We start from the raw sequence: 13,963 nt of genomic DNA on the forward strand, positions 1-13,963 counted from the left end.
GCGCCGGAGCAAAGCACTGGCCCGGCTGCCCCTACAGTGTCTGATAAACCACTCAGGCAAAGGTTCCATGGGGTTGCTGACGCTGCTGCAATGCCGCGATCACACAGGGCTGCAAACGCCCTTCAGCGATCTGGAGGTCACGGTGAAGGCCATCCACCAGGTCGACCAACAGGCGTTGTTCCTGCAACTGGCGTTCGCTCACCGTGCGCCGCAAGGTGATGCCGGCGAGGCGGTCATGAACGGTCAGTTGGCGATTACCCTGGGCATCGGCTATGCCGAGGTGGGTCTGATAGGGGGTCAGGGCTTCGTTGAGCAGTCTGCAGATTCTTTCCATCCGGATCACTCGCTGCGTGGTGGGATATAGAGGAACTGACCAACAGACGCAGCGGAAAGTTCGTTACACCGCGGCTGCTTCAGTGAGCATGCGGGGCGGACGTGACAGTTTGAATACGCCGCCACGGGCGCACCTGCAGTGCCTGCAGAGCGCGCTGCAGGCATGGCATCGACAGTGGCCAGGGCAGTTCGGCGAGCACCCACAGGCCCCGGTTTCTGGCCTCTTGGGCGAGGTTGCGGCGCTTGGGGGTAGCCTGGCCGACGAACAGCAAAGCACGAGTTCGGTGCTGCTGTTCGAGCAAGGCAAGGCCGGCCCGGGTCGGCATGGCGTGGTCAAGGATCAGCAGATCGGGGCGGTGATCGGCGTTCAGGCAGGCGTCGAGGTCTGCACTGGTTTCGCTGATGCGCACATGGAACATGCCCTGAGCGTTGAGGGCCTGGTGCAGGAGGATCTGATGGGATGGGCGAGCCTGGTGGATCAACACGTAGGGCTGGTGCATGAGCCGCTCCTGATGGGAGGACCGGCTAATTTAGGCGTTGCGCTGGGCGGCCTGAATAGGATGCTTCTGATGGAGCAGTGGGAAAATTCGGATAATTAGGGCTGCTCCGCAGCCCATCGCCGGCAAGCCAGCTCCCACAGGGATTGCACATGACCTTGGGTCTATGCGGTCGGGGTGGGAGCTGGCTTGCCGGCGATGGGCCGCAGTGCGGCCCCGATGCTTACAAAGGCTTGCCGCGGTTACCATGCTGGCTGACAAAGCCCTGCACGGCCTTCAGGTCATTGGCCAGCACCGTGCAACGCTCTTCACGGCTGAACAGGTCGCTGAGGTGCGCTGGCAGCTCCAGCGCCTTGCCAACACCGGCCTTCTCCACCGCTTCCGGGAACTTGACCGGGTGCGCGGTGCCCAGCACCACCATCGGCGTGTCCAGGCTGCGGCGGCACTCGCGGGCGGCCTTGACGCCGATAGCGGTGTGCGGGTCGAGCACTTCGCCGGTAGCGGCGAACACTTCGGCGATGGTTTCGCAGGTCTGCTCGTCGCTCACTGCCAGCGAGTCGAACAGCTTGCGCGCCTCGGTCCAGCGGTCTTGCTCGACGCTGAAGCCGCCACCTTGCTTGAAGTTGGCCATCAGCTCGGCAATGGCGCCGCCGTTGCGGCCGTGCAGGTCGAACAGCAGGCGCTCGAAGTTGGACGAGACCATGATGTCCATCGACGGCGACAGGGTCGCGTGCAGGGTTTCCTTGACGTACTGGTTGCCGCTCATGAAGCGGTGCAGGATGTCGTTGCGGTTGGTGGCGACGATCAGCTGGCTGACCGGCAGGCCCATGTTACGTGCCAGGTAGCCGGCGAAGATGTCGCCGAAGTTGCCGGTCGGCACCGAGAACGCCACGGAACGCGCCGGGCCACCCAGCTGCAGGGCAGCGTGGAAGTAGTAGACGATCTGGGCCATGATCCGCGCCCAGTTGATCGAGTTGACCGCAACCAGGCGGGTGCCCTTGAGGAACGACTGGTCGGCGAAGCTGGCCTTGACCATTTCCTGGCAGTCGTCGAAGTTGCCTTCGATGGCGATGTTGTGGATGTTGTCGCCGAAGATGGTGGTCATCTGCCGGCGCTGCACTTCCGACACGCGCTGGTGCGGGTGCAGGATGAAGATGTCGACGTTGTCGCAACGGCGGCAGCCTTCGATGGCGGCGGAACCGGTGTCACCGCTGGTGGCGCCGATGATCACCACGCGCTCGTTGCGCTTGGCCAGCACGTGGTCCAGCAGGCGGCCGAGCAGTTGCAGGGCGAAGTCCTTGAACGCCAGGGTCGGGCCGTGGAACAGCTCCAGCACCCACTCGTTGCTGTTCAATTGACGCAGCGGGGCAACCGCGGCGTGGGCGAACTCGCCGTAGGTTTCCTCGAGGATCTTCTTGAAGTCGGCGTCGGCGATGCTGCCTTCGACGAACGGGCGCATCACCCGGAAAGCAAGTTCGTGGTACGGCAGGCCAGCCCACGAGGCGATTTCTTCCTGGGTGAAGCGTGGCAGGTTTTCCGGGACGTACAGGCCGCCGTCGCTGGCCAGGCCAGCCAGCAGGACGTCTTCGAAATTGAGGGCCGGAGCCTGGCCGCGGGTACTGATATAGCGCATGGGTGCAAACCTTCGATACTGGGGCCGGGGCCGCGCTGGCGGCCCCACGGCACTATTGTTAGTTGAGCTGCTCGACGCGAATGCGCACGACCTTGCCGATGACGTCCTGCAGGGCTTCCAGGGCGACGATGGCGTCGTTGATGCGCTGCTCGACCACGCGATGGGTCAGCAGGATCATCGGCACCAGGCCGTCCTGTTCCTCGGCTTCCTTCTGCATGATCGACTCGATGTTGATGCCACGCTCCGAGAGGATGCTGGCCACCTGGGCCAGTACGCCAGGGTGATCCTTGGCCTGGATGCGCAGGTAGTAGGCACTTTCGCAGGCTTCGATCGGCAGGATCGGGTGGGCCGACAGCGAATCCGGCTGGAAGGCCAGGTGCGGCACGCGGTTTTCCGGGTCGGAGGTCATGGCACGGACCACATCCACCAGATCACCGACCACCGACGAAGCGGTAGGCTCCATGCCGGCACCGGCGCCGTAGTACAGGGTGGAGCCGGCAGCGTCGCCGTTGACCATGACGGCGTTCATCACGCCGTTGACGTTGGCGATCAGGCGGTCGGCCGGGATCAGCGTCGGGTGTACGCGCAGCTCGATACCTTCGGCAGTGCGGCGGGCCACACCCAGGTGCTTGATGCGGTAGCCCAGGGCCTCGGCATAGTTCACGTCAGCAGTGGTCAGCTGGGTGATGCCTTCGGTGTAGGCCTTGTCGAATTGCAGCGGGATGCCGAAAGCGATCGAGGCCAGGATGGTCAACTTGTGCGCGGCATCGATGCCTTCAACGTCGAAGGTCGGGTCGGCTTCGGCGTAACCCAGCGCCTGGGCTTCGGCCAGCACGTCCGGGAAGGCGCGGCCCTTCTCACGCATTTCGGTGAGGATGAAGTTGCCGGTGCCGTTGATGATGCCGGCCAGCCAGTTGATGTGGTTGGCCGACAGGCCTTCGCGGATGGCCTTGATCACCGGGATGCCACCGGCCACGGCCGCTTCGAAGGCGACGATCACGCCCTTCTCGCGGGCCTTGGCGAAGATTTCGTTGCCGTGCACGGCAATCAGCGCCTTGTTGGCGGTGACCACGTGCTTGCCGTTTTCGATGGCCTTGAGCACCAGTTCGCGGGCCACGGTGTAGCCACCGATCAGCTCGATGACAATGTCGATCTCCGGGTTGCTCGCAACTTCGAACACATCAGCGGTAATGGGGGTACCGGTAATCTGGCAGTTCGGGTTCTGCGAGCGCATGGCAATCTGTGCCACTTCAATACCGCGCCCGGCACGGCGGGCGATCTCCTCGGCGTTGCGCTGAAGTACATTGAAGGTTCCGCCACCGACGGTCCCCAACCCACAGATGCCTACTTTGACCGGTTTCACTGTGAACTCCCCATTGAACGGCCGGCACCTATGCCGACCGTGAAACATGCCGTCACCCCATGACGACGGCGTACTGAATTGGATTACTTGGCCAATGCCAGCTTGGCGACCTGCGGTGCCGGCTGGTAGCCCGGAATGACCTGGCCGCTTTCAAGGACGATCGCCGGCGTGCCGTTGACGCCGATCGACTGGCCCAGCTGGAACTGCTTGCTGACCGGGTTGGCGCACTTGGCGGCCTTGATTTCCTCACCCTCGACCATCTTGTCCATCGCCGCACGGCGGTCGCTGGAACACCAGACGGCCTGCAACTGCTGGTCACCCGACGAACCGAGGCCCTGACGCGGGAAGGCGACATAGCGCACTTCGATACCGCGGCGGTTGAGCTCGGGCACCTCGGCGTGCAGCTTGTGGCAGTACGGGCAGGTGGTGTCGGTGAACACGGTGATGTGCGACTTGGTCTCGCCTTTGGCAGGATAAACCACCATCTCGGCGGCTGGAATGCCGTTGATGAGCTTGGCAATGCCCAGGCGCTCGGTCTTCTCGGTGAGGTTGACCGGCTTGCCGTCCTGGATCTGGAACAGGTAGCCCTGCATCACGAACTGGCCGTCGCCGCTGGCATACAGCACGCGGCCGCCCTGCAGCTTGACTTCATAGAGGCCGCTGACCGGGCTGCTGGCCACGCTTTCGACGGGCACTTCCAGCTCGAGGTTCTGCAATGACTTACGGATGGCCTGCTCGGCAGCAGCATTGCTATCGGTTGCCGCGGCAGCGGCAAAGGTACTGGCCAGCGCCAACGCGGCGGCGGCGAAAAACTGGGTCACGCGCATGGGAACTCCTGAAGGCGGACAGGGGCCGGAGGGCGCCACCTGCGAAAAATACGCGGTGACCGTGCGGCCCTTGGTGCAAACCGCTCAAGCCTACCACATCACACCGCCAGTGAAGGGCCTTGCAAGGACCGGTCGGCGGAACATGAAAAACATTCATCCACGCGGGTGGTGCTGGGCATGCAATTGCTGCAGGCGGGCCTTGGCGACATGGGTGTAGATCTGCGTGGTCGAAAGGTCACTGTGGCCCAGCAGCATCTGCACCACGCGCAGGTCGGCACCATGGTTGAGCAGATGAGTAGCGAAGGCATGGCGCAGGGTATGCGGCGACAGCGGTTTGTCGATACCGGCGACCCGGGCATGGTGCTTGATGCGATGCCAGAAGGTCTGGCGGGTCATCTGATCGCCACGCTGGCTGGGGAACAAGACATCGCTGGGGCGGCCATTGAGCAGTTCGGCGCGGCCATCGCGCAGGTAGCGCTGCAACCAAAGCACCGCCTCTTCGCCCATGGGCACCAGGCGCTCCTTGCTGCCCTTGCCCATCACCCGCAGCACGCCTTGGCGCAGGTTGACCTGGTCGAGGGCCAAGCTGACCAGTTCGGTGACCCGCAGGCCGCAGGCGTAGAGAACTTCGAGCATGGCGCGGTCACGCTGGCCAATGGCTTCGCTCAGGTCCGGGGCCTGCAGCAAGGCTTCGACGTCGGCTTCGGACAACGACTTGGGCAACGGCTTGCCCAGTTGCGGCATGTCGACTTGCAGGGTCGGGTCGATGGCCACCAGTTTTTCCCGCAGCAGGTAGCGGAAGAAACCGCGCAGGCCGGACAGGAAGCGTGCCGTGGAGCGCGGCTTGTAGCCTTGGTCGAGGCGCCAGGCCAGGTGGTCGAGAATCAGGTCGCGGCCGGCATCGGGCAAGCTGACGCCGTGTTCCTGCAGCCAACCGTTGAACAGGGCCAGATCGCTGCGGTAGGACATGCGGGTGTTGTCGGACAGGCCCTTTTCAAGCCACAGGGCGTCGAGGAACTGGTCGATCAGGGGGTGGTCTAGGGCGGGCATTCGGGGCTGCTGGATGTTGGAGGTGGCTTAGTGTTTCACAGCAGCATAATTGTTGTCTGTACTGGCCTCTTCGCGGCTAAAGCCGCTCCCACAGAGATATCACCGCCCTTGAGGTATGTGCGATCCCTGTGGGAGCGGCTTTAGCCGCGAAAGGGCCAGCGCAGGAGAAATCAGGCCTGGGGCAAAACCGGCACCGGCCGCTTGTCCTCGTCGATGGCGACGAAGCTGAACACCCCATGAATCGCTCGCTCGCGCCCATCCAGGTACATGTTCTCGACGAACACATCCACCTGCACCTGCAAGCTGGTATTACCCACCTTGATGACCGACCCCACCAACTCCACGATCGAGCCCGCCGGGATCGGGTGCTTGAAGTCGATGCGGTCAGTGGACACGGTCACCAGTGGCAGGCGGCAGAAGCGCGTGGCAGCAATGAACGACACTTCGTCCATCCAGGCCAGGGCGGTGCCGCCGAACAGGGTGTTGTGGTGGTTGGTGGTGTTGGGGAACACCGCCTTGGTCACGCGGGTCACCGACAGTTCGGTGCGGCGCAGGATTTCCTGCTCTCGGGTAGTCATGGCAATCACATCTTCGGGGGTCAAAACGCAAAAAAGCAGCCCGAAGGCTGCTTTTTTCTCGCTAGGCGGCCTCGGCCACCGGGCAAACTGCACTCAGGACAGTTTTTCCTTGATGCGAGCGGCTTTGCCGGACAGGTCGCGCAGGTAGTACAGCTTGGCTTTACGCACGTCACCACGACGTTTCACGGCCAGGCTGTCGATTTGCGGGCTGTAGGTCTGGAAGGTACGCTCTACGCCAACGCCGCTGGAGATCTTGCGCACGGTGAAGGCGCTGTTCAGACCGCGGTTACGCTTGGCGATAACGACGCCTTCGAACGCCTGCAGACGGGAACGCTCACCTTCCTTCACTTTAACCTGAACGACAACGGTGTCGCCTGGTGCGAAGGTCGGGATTTCCTTGCTCATCTGCTCGGCTTCGAGCTGCTGGATGATCTTGTTGGTCATGCTGTGCTCCTAAGATGGATACGTGATCCACCATCGATACGTTTAACTATCGTCCCGCTCGCGGAGATATTCCTCGAGCAGCTTCTTCTCTTCTCCAGAAAGCGAGCGACTTTCCAGAAGATCGGCGCGTCGTTCGAAGGTCCTACCAAGGGACTGCTTCATTCTCCAACGCCGGATGTGTGCATGGTTGCCACTTAGCAACACGTCGGGAACACGCTGATCCGCATACACCTCAGGTCGGGTGTAGTGCGGGCAATCGAGCAGACCGTCGGTGAAGGAATCTTCTTCCGCCGAGTCCACATGCCCTAAAGCTCCGGGCAGCAGCCGTGTAACCGCATCGATCAGTACCATGGCCGGCAGCTCGCCACCGGAAAGCACATAGTCGCCAATCGACCACTCCTCATCGACATGAGCCTCGATAAAGCGCTCGTCGATGCCTTCATAACGACCGGCGATCAGGATCAACGATTCCTGTTCGGCCAGGCCTTTGACCGCCTGCTGAGTCAGCTTGCGGCCTTGTGGCGAAAGGTAGATCACCTTCGCCGCTGCTCCGGTCGCTTGCCTGGCGCTAACCAGGGCGTCTTCCAGAGGCTTGATTTTCATCACCATGCCCGGACCACCGCCAAACGGCCGATCATCCACCGTGTGGTGACGATCTGTGGTGTAGTCCCGCGGGTTCCAGCAAGTCACCTGAAGCAACCCCTGTTTCACCGCGCGGCTGGTAATGCCGTACTCCGTGATGGCCGAGAACATCTCGGGGAACAACGTTATGACGTCTACGCGAAGGTTACCCATCGTTTAGAAGTCCGCGTCCCATTCAACCCGCATCACGCCTGCTTCCAGGTCGATATCGAGCACGCATTGCGCCGTATAGGGCAACAGACGCTCGCGATCATCCAGGCTGCCTGCGCAGGGCTTGACCACCATTACATCGTTCGCACCGGTCTCCAACAGGTGATCGACCTTGCCGAACAGTTGTTCGTCCTGGTTGATGACCTTCAGGCCGACCAACTGGTACCAGTAGTACTCGTCAGCAGCCAGGTTGGGCAGAAGGCTCCGCGGAATGCAGATTTCGTAACCGCTCAGAAGACGGGCTTCATCGCGATCATCGAGGCCTTTCAGCTTCACGACCAGGCCCTTCTGGGAGCCACGACCGTTGACCAGCTCGACCTGCTTTACCTTGCCTTCGTGCCGAAGCGTCCAGCGCGGATAATCCAACAGGTTTTCAATCGGATCGGTAAAGGAATACACCTTCACCTCGCCGCGAACGCCGTGAACCGAAAAAATCTTGCCAACGACGATGAGGTCGTCAGCCTTTTCTGGCGTCGCGTTCATACTACTCAGGCAGCAGCCTTGGCAGCGTCCTTCAGCAGCTGAGCAACGCGCTCAGACGGCTGTGCACCCTGGCTCAGCCAGTAGTTGACGCGCTCTTGGTTGACCGACAGCTTGACTTCGGCGCCAGCAGCGATCGGGTTGAAGAAACCTACGCGCTCAACGAAACGGCCGTCACGGGCGTTACGCGAGTTGGTCACGGTCAGGTGGTAGAATGGGCGCTTTTTCGAGCCGCCACGGGCCAGACGAATGGTTACCATGTGAACATCGTTCCTATAGTCGGTGCTGCAGTTGATACAGCAGCTGGTACTGCAAATCTGAATGCCAAATAGGCACACGGGTGCCCAAAAGGCCGCATATTCTCGGGGAATACACGGACATTTGCAAATGACTTTTTCGGCAAGGCCCTGCCCTGCCGTCCAGATCTGCCGGTTGAGCCGCGAAATCCGCGGCCATTGCCCCGCCACGGCGGGGGTTCTGGACGCCTGCCGGACAAACGGCAGGCCCCCGGAATAGGGGTTACAGCTTCGGCATGCCGCCGCCCGGCAGCATCCCGCCAAGGCCGCGCATCATCTTGGCCATGCCGCCCTTGGCGGAGAATTTCTTCATCATCTTCTGCATTTGCTTGTGCTGCTTGATCAGGCGGCCGACGTCCTGCACCTGGGTGCCGGAACCGATGGCAATGCGGCGCTTGCGCGAGCCGCTGATCAGCTCCGGATCACGGCGCTCGGCCGGGGTCATGGAGTTGATGATCGCTTCCATCTGCTTGAACTGCTTCTCGGCGGCGCCCTGGGCGTTGCCCATCTGCGACAGGTTGACCCCGCCGATGCTCGGCAGCTTGTCCATGAGGCCGCCGAGGCCGCCCATGTTCTTCATCTGCTGCAGCTGGTCACGGAAGTCTTCGAGATCGAAGCCCTTGCCCTTCTTCAGCTTCTTGGCCAGCTTGTCGGCCTTGGCCTTGTCGATGTTCTGCTCGGCCTGCTCGATCAGGCTGAGCACGTCACCCATGCCGAGGATGCGCGAGGCGACGCGGTCGGGGTGGAACGGTTCGAGGGCTTCGGTCTTCTCGCCCATACCGATGAACTTGATCGGCTTGCCGGTGATGGCACGCACCGACAGCGCGGCACCGCCACGGGCGTCACCGTCGACCTTGGTCAGCACCACGCCGGTCAGCGGCAGCGCCTCGCCAAACGCCTTGGCGGTGTTGGCCGCGTCCTGGCCGGTCATGGCGTCGACCACGAACAGGGTCTCGATCGGCTTGACCGCGGCGTGCAGCGCCTTGATCTCGTCCATCATGTCGGCGTCGATGTGCAGACGGCCGGCGGTGTCGACGATGACCACGTCGATGAACTTCAGCTTGGCTTCGCGGATGGCCGCTTCAGCGATGGCCACCGGCTTCTGGCTGATGTCGGACGGGAAGAAGGTGACGCCGATGTCGTTGGCCAGGGTTTCCAGCTGCTTGATCGCCGCCGGGCGGTAGACGTCGGCGGACACCACCATCACGCTCTTTTTCTTGCGCTCCTTGAGGAAGCGCGCCAGCTTGCCGGCGGTGGTGGTCTTACCGGCACCCTGCAGGCCGGCCATCAACACCACGGCTGGCGGAGCGGCGTTCAGTGCGAGGTCTTCGTTGGCCGCGCCCATCAGGCTTTCCAGCTCGGCCTGGACGATCTTCACGAACGCCTGGCCTGGGGTCAGGCTGCGCGACACTTCGGTGCCGACTGCACGGTCCTTGACGCTGTTGACGAAATCCTTGACCACCGGCAGGGCAACGTCGGCCTCGAGCAGGGCCATGCGCACTTCGCGCAGCGTGTCCTTGATGTTGTCTTCGGTCAGCTTGGCCTTGCCGGTGACATGGCGCAGCGTCTGTGACAGGCGGTCGGTCAGGTTTTCGAACATGGTGATCCTTTCAGGCCCAGTAAAAGCCGAGGTTTGTCAGGCGCCCAGGGGGGAATGCATACCCGCCGGGCACAGCAAGGCGGCGATTATAGCGAAGTGCGGCGGCGGCGCACACCTTGCTGGCGGCCGGGTAGATATTCGGTGGCTGTGCCGGCCTCTTCGCGGGTGAACCTGCTCCCACAGGAACATCACCATCCTGAAGAGCGGCGCGATCCCTGTGGGAGCGGGCGCGCCCGCGAATGCCGCACCGCAGTCTGCCAGTCTTCCTAGACCAGCGCGATCTATGCCAAACTCCGTCTCTTTAAGGCTCGCCAACCAGGACTTATGTTCTCCTCACCCAGCCTCATCCCCAACCTGATCGCCGCCGGCCTATATATAGCAGCGGCCATCTACCAGGGCTCTTACCTTGCCCAGAACCGCAAGGCCGACAAGCGCCTGCTTGCCCTGCTGGGTGCCTTCGCGGTACTCGCCCAGGCCGGTGCGCTGTTCTTCCAGCTGATTACCCCGCTGGGCCTGAGCCTGGACTTCTTCAGTGCCGCCAGCCTGATCGCCGTGGCGGTCATCGCCCTGACCCTGCTGGCCTGCTTGCGCATACCCGTGGAAAACCTGCTGGTGCTGCTGTTCCCGCTGGGCGCGGTGACCGCGCTGCTGGCCCAGTTCGCGCCCCCCGGCACGGTGCCGCTGGTCAACGAAGAGCCGGGCATCCTCGCGCATATCCTGCTGTCGATCCTGGCCTACGGGCTGTTCACCATCGCGGTGTTCCAGGCACTGCTGTTGCTGCTGCAAGACCGCCAACTGAAGAACAAGCACCCATCCGGGCTGATCCGCAACTTCCCGCCGCTGCAAACCATGGAAAGCCTGCTGTTCGGCTTCCTCTGGGCTGGCTGGTGCCTGCTGTCGCTGTCGCTGATCTCCGGCTGGCTGTTCCTCGACAACCTGTTCGCCCAGCACCTGGTACACAAGACCCTGCTGGCCTGTATCGCCTGGGTGGTGTTCAGCGTGCTGCTGTGGGGCCGCACCCGCCTGGGCTGGCGTGGCCACAAGGCCATCCGCTGGACGCTGGCCGGTTTCTGCCTGCTGATGCTGGCCTATTTCGGCAGCAAGCTGGTTCGCGAATTCATCCTGCATATCTGACGGCCGCCCATGGATACCCTGCCGTACGCACCGCTATTCGGCACCCTGGCACTGGCCCTGTTGTGGTCGGCGCTGTTCACCGCGGTGGACGCCGCCCGCCTGCAACTCAATGGCACGCTGCGTGTCGGCGACGACGGCCAGCCCGTGCTGCCGGCCCAGGCCCTGGTGCTGTGCGCCAGCCTGGGCAAGCTGCTGGTGCTGGGCCTGGCCTGCCTGCTCGGCCAGCGCCATAGCGGCGAGCACGGCTTCTGGCTGGCCGGGTTGGCCGCCACCCTCGTCCTGCTGGTGTTTGCCGAATACCTGCCGCGTCGCCTGGCCCGGCGCAACCCGCAAGCGTTCGTCAGCCTCGGCACCAGCCTGCTGAAAGTACCCCTCGCCCTGCTGCAACCGCTGGCCTGCCTGCTGGATGGCATGGCCAAGCTGATCCTGCGTCCGTTCCGCGTGCAACCCACGGCCGTGGCCCTGCACCCGCAGGAAGCCGACGAATTCGACGAGGATGAGGAACAAGAAGCACCGCGCCACGGCCTGCTCGACGGCCTGCAGTCACTGGACAAGATGACCGTCAACGACATCCTGGTACCGCGCAACGAAGTGGACGGCATCAGCCTCGACGAGCCGATCGAGCGCATCATCGAGCAACTGATCGTCAGCCGCCACACCCGCCTGCCGGTGTACCACAGCGACATCAACCAGGTTGAAGCAATCCTCAATACCAAGCTGATCAGCCACCTGCTGCCCAAAGCCGAGCTGACCCTGGAGATGCTGCTCGGCGCCTGCTACGAGCCCTATTTCGTGCCCGAGAGCACGCCCCTGCAAATGCAGCTGCTGAACTTCCACAAACAGCAGCGCCGCCTGGGCGTGGTAGTGGACGAGTACGGCGAGGTGCTGGGCATCGTCACCCTGGAAGACATCCTCGAAGAGATCGTTGGCGAGTTCGAGGATGAACACAGCCTGGACAACCCCCACGTGCACCCGCAGCCCGATGGCACTTTCGTCATCGACGGCACTGCTTCGCTGCGCGAGATCAACCGCAGCCTGGGCTGGCACCTACCCTGCGACGGCGGGCCGAAAACCCTCAACGGGCTTGTCACCGAAGCGCTGGAAAGTATCCCGGAAAGCGCCGTTTGCCTGAAGATCGGCCGCTATCGCCTGGAAATCCTCGAAACAGAGGACAATTGTGCCAGCAAGGTACTGGTGTGGACCGTGACCCGATAGCTATACTCGGGTCACGCTTACCCAGCCCCGCCGTCCCGCCTGCTACCCGCACCCGGCGCTCCACGGCCAGTCCGCTCCACTGACACGCCCCGCGGTCCTGCTTCAACACCCCGAACAGTGCCCGCCCCCGCCCCTATCCCCCTTGGGCTATCGTCAGTCGGGCGCACACAACAACAAAACGCTCCGGCGCCCGTGCCACCGTGCCTGCCCTTTTGCATTGCACGCCGCGGGGCTTATCCCAATGGAGCCGGACCAGACTGTCAGGGACCTATTCAATGACAACCAGCAGCACCTATGCCGAAGCGCCTGCCGCGCCGGTCAACTCGCCCGCGCGGGTAGCCACCGCCAGCTTCATCGGCACCGCCATCGAGTTCTACGATTTCTACGTCTACGCCACTGCCGCCGCCCTGGTGATCGGCCCGGTGTTCTTCCCGTCCGGGTCGGGCACCGCGCAGATGCTGGCGGCCTTTCTCACCTTCGGTATCGCCTTCCTGGCGCGCCCGCTGGGTTCGGCACTGTTCGGCCACTTTGGCGACCGTATCGGCCGCAAGTCGACCCTGGTCGCCTCGCTGCTGCTGATGGGCGTGTCCACCACAGCCATCGGCGTGCTGCCGGGCTATGACAGCATTGGTGTATGGGCGCCGATCATCCTCTGCCTGCTGCGCTTTGGCCAAGGCCTGGGCCTGGGTGGCGAATGGGGTGGCGCGGCCTTGCTGGCCACCGAGAACGCGCCCGAAGGCAAGCGCGCCTGGTTCGGCATGTTCCCGCAGCTGGGCCCGTCGATCGGCTTTTTGGCCGCCAACGGCCTGTTCCTGACCCTGGCCCTGGTGCTCAGCGACGAGCAGTTCCGCGAGTGGGGCTGGCGCATTCCGTTCCTGCTCAGCGCCGCGCTGGTACTGGTAGGCCTGTATGTGCGCCTGAAGCTGGAAGAAAGCCCGGTGTTCGCCAAGGCCGTCGCCCGCCACGAGCGGGTGAAAATGCCGGTGGTCGACCTGTTTTCCAGATACTGGCTGCCGACCCTGCTGGGCGCAGCGGCGATGGTGGTGTGCTACGCGCTGTTCTACATCTCCACGGTGTTCTCGCTGAGCTATGGCGTGACCACGCTGGGCTACAGCCGCGAGACGTTCCTTGGCCTGCTGTGCTTCGCGGTGGTGTTCATGGCCCTGGCCACACCACTGTCGGCCTGGCTCAGCGACCGCTACGGGCGCAAACCGGTACTGATCGTCGGCGGCCTGCTGGCAGTGGCCTCGGGCTTTACCATGGAGCCGCTGCTGACTTCGGGGTCGACCGCAGGTGTGGCGCTGTTCCTGGCCATCGAACTGTTCCTGATGGGCGTGACTTTTGCGCCGATGGGGGCACTGCTGCCTGAACTGTTCCCGACCCACGTGCGTTATACCGGCGCTTCGGCGGCGTATAACCTGGGCGGCATCGTCGGCGCCTCGGCGGCACCGTTCTTTGCCCAGAAGCTGGTGAGCATGGGTGGGTTGAGCTGGGTGGGGGGTTATGTGTCGGTGGCGGCGGTGATCAGCTTGATTGCCGTGCTGTGCCTGAAAGAGACCCGCAATACGCAGCTGTAAGTAAATGGGGCCGCGTTGCGGCCCTTTGTGGGGGAGTAACGTTCCCCCAAGGGGGGGGCAAAGAAAAATGGGGAGGGGGGGGTA

General features: G+C 63.2%; 15 protein-coding genes. 3 read left to right on the top strand and 12 right to left on the bottom strand.

Annotated features, from left to right (window positions below; all coding sequences use genetic code 11):
- Positions 1–52: 52 nt before the first annotated feature.
- The 12 genes from ACLCGK_RS03825 to ffh form a co-directional block, all read right to left on the bottom strand.
- The gene (locus ACLCGK_RS03825) at positions 53–334 is read right to left on the bottom strand and encodes a DUF3509 domain-containing protein (protein WP_013971195.1); all 282 of its coding nucleotides are present in this window, start codon (positions 332–334) and stop codon (positions 53–55) included.
- Positions 335–413: 79 nt separating this feature from the next.
- On the bottom strand, positions 414–833 hold the full coding sequence (locus ACLCGK_RS03830) for a histidine kinase (protein WP_410951308.1): 420 nt from the start codon (positions 831–833) through the stop codon (positions 414–416).
- A gap of 220 nt (positions 834–1,053) precedes the next feature.
- Positions 1,054–2,463, bottom strand: a complete 1,410-nt coding sequence (thrC, locus tag ACLCGK_RS03835) for a threonine synthase (RefSeq protein ID WP_010952565.1) — start codon at positions 2,461–2,463, stop codon at positions 1,054–1,056.
- A 58-nt stretch (positions 2,464–2,521) separates the two neighbouring features.
- Complete coding sequence (locus ACLCGK_RS03840) at positions 2,522–3,826, bottom strand: homoserine dehydrogenase (RefSeq protein WP_003259434.1); 1,305 nt, start codon at positions 3,824–3,826, stop codon at positions 2,522–2,524.
- Positions 3,827–3,909: 83 nt separating this feature from the next.
- Positions 3,910–4,653, bottom strand: a complete 744-nt coding sequence (locus ACLCGK_RS03845; RefSeq protein WP_003259432.1) for a DsbC family protein — start codon at positions 4,651–4,653, stop codon at positions 3,910–3,912.
- A gap of 153 nt (positions 4,654–4,806) precedes the next feature.
- Positions 4,807–5,703, bottom strand: coding sequence for a site-specific tyrosine recombinase XerD (gene xerD, locus ACLCGK_RS03850; RefSeq protein ID WP_054573207.1), 897 nt, complete (start codon positions 5,701–5,703; stop codon positions 4,807–4,809).
- A gap of 170 nt (positions 5,704–5,873) precedes the next feature.
- On the bottom strand, positions 5,874–6,281 hold the full coding sequence (locus ACLCGK_RS03855) for an acyl-CoA thioesterase (RefSeq protein WP_096009939.1): 408 nt from the start codon (positions 6,279–6,281) through the stop codon (positions 5,874–5,876).
- A 93-nt stretch (positions 6,282–6,374) separates the two neighbouring features.
- A complete protein-coding gene (gene rplS, locus ACLCGK_RS03860) occupies positions 6,375–6,725 on the bottom strand; it encodes a 50S ribosomal protein L19 (RefSeq protein WP_003252148.1) in 351 nt (116 codons plus the stop codon).
- Positions 6,726–6,767: 42 nt separating this feature from the next.
- A complete protein-coding gene (gene trmD, locus ACLCGK_RS03865) occupies positions 6,768–7,520 on the bottom strand; it encodes a tRNA (guanosine(37)-N1)-methyltransferase TrmD (protein ID WP_003252146.1) in 753 nt (250 codons plus the stop codon).
- Positions 7,521–7,523: 3 nt separating this feature from the next.
- Positions 7,524–8,060, bottom strand: a complete 537-nt coding sequence (gene rimM / locus ACLCGK_RS03870; protein WP_025337913.1) for a ribosome maturation factor RimM — start codon at positions 8,058–8,060, stop codon at positions 7,524–7,526.
- Between the two features lie 5 nt (positions 8,061–8,065).
- Positions 8,066–8,317, bottom strand: coding sequence for a 30S ribosomal protein S16 (rpsP, locus tag ACLCGK_RS03875; protein ID WP_003259424.1), 252 nt, complete (start codon positions 8,315–8,317; stop codon positions 8,066–8,068).
- A gap of 259 nt (positions 8,318–8,576) precedes the next feature.
- The gene (ffh, locus tag ACLCGK_RS03880; protein WP_013971189.1) at positions 8,577–9,953 is read right to left on the bottom strand and encodes a signal recognition particle protein; all 1,377 of its coding nucleotides are present in this window, start codon (positions 9,951–9,953) and stop codon (positions 8,577–8,579) included.
- Positions 9,954–10,277: 324 nt separating this feature from the next.
- Between ffh and ACLCGK_RS03885 the strand changes: the two genes are divergently transcribed.
- From ACLCGK_RS03885 to ACLCGK_RS03895, 3 genes are all read left to right on the top strand, one after another.
- Positions 10,278–11,087 carry an inner membrane protein YpjD gene (locus tag ACLCGK_RS03885; protein WP_013971188.1) on the top strand — a complete coding sequence of 270 codons (810 nt, stop codon included), beginning with the start codon at positions 10,278–10,280 and terminating at the stop codon, positions 11,085–11,087.
- 9 nt (positions 11,088–11,096) lie between these two features.
- On the top strand, positions 11,097–12,302 hold the full coding sequence (locus tag ACLCGK_RS03890) for a transporter associated domain-containing protein (RefSeq protein WP_410951309.1): 1,206 nt from the start codon (positions 11,097–11,099) through the stop codon (positions 12,300–12,302).
- 275 nt (positions 12,303–12,577) lie between these two features.
- Positions 12,578–13,879: an MFS transporter gene (locus ACLCGK_RS03895; protein ID WP_054573205.1), complete on the top strand. Its 1,302-nt coding sequence runs from the start codon at positions 12,578–12,580 to the stop codon at positions 13,877–13,879.
- The last annotated feature ends 84 nt before the right edge of the window (positions 13,880–13,963 follow it).

The organism is Pseudomonas sp. S1(2024), assembly GCF_046557535.1.

Coding starts and splice junctions, on each gene's coding strand:
- ACLCGK_RS03855 (WP_096009939.1), bottom strand. CDS start 6,281: ATGACTACCCGAGAGCAGGAAATCCTGCGCCGCACCGAACTGTCGGTG.
- xerD (WP_054573207.1), bottom strand. CDS start 5,703: ATGCCCGCCCTAGACCACCCCCTGATCGACCAGTTCCTCGACGCCCTG.
- ACLCGK_RS03830 (WP_410951308.1), bottom strand. CDS start 833: ATGCACCAGCCCTACGTGTTGATCCACCAGGCTCGCCCATCCCATCAG.
- ACLCGK_RS03825 (WP_013971195.1), bottom strand. CDS start 334: ATGGAAAGAATCTGCAGACTGCTCAACGAAGCCCTGACCCCCTATCAG.
- ffh (WP_013971189.1), bottom strand. CDS start 9,953: ATGTTCGAAAACCTGACCGACCGCCTGTCACAGACGCTGCGCCATGTC.
- trmD (WP_003252146.1), bottom strand. CDS start 7,520: ATGGGTAACCTTCGCGTAGACGTCATAACGTTGTTCCCCGAGATGTTC.
- rplS (WP_003252148.1), bottom strand. CDS start 6,725: ATGACCAACAAGATCATCCAGCAGCTCGAAGCCGAGCAGATGAGCAAG.
- rpsP (WP_003259424.1), bottom strand. CDS start 8,317: ATGGTAACCATTCGTCTGGCCCGTGGCGGCTCGAAAAAGCGCCCATTC.
- thrC (WP_010952565.1), bottom strand. CDS start 2,463: ATGCGCTATATCAGTACCCGCGGCCAGGCTCCGGCCCTCAATTTCGAA.
- ACLCGK_RS03885 (WP_013971188.1), top strand. CDS start 10,278: ATGTTCTCCTCACCCAGCCTCATCCCCAACCTGATCGCCGCCGGCCTA.
- ACLCGK_RS03845 (WP_003259432.1), bottom strand. CDS start 4,653: ATGCGCGTGACCCAGTTTTTCGCCGCCGCCGCGTTGGCGCTGGCCAGT.
- ACLCGK_RS03895 (WP_054573205.1), top strand. CDS start 12,578: ATGACAACCAGCAGCACCTATGCCGAAGCGCCTGCCGCGCCGGTCAAC.
- ACLCGK_RS03890 (WP_410951309.1), top strand. CDS start 11,097: ATGGATACCCTGCCGTACGCACCGCTATTCGGCACCCTGGCACTGGCC.
- rimM (WP_025337913.1), bottom strand. CDS start 8,060: ATGAACGCGACGCCAGAAAAGGCTGACGACCTCATCGTCGTTGGCAAG.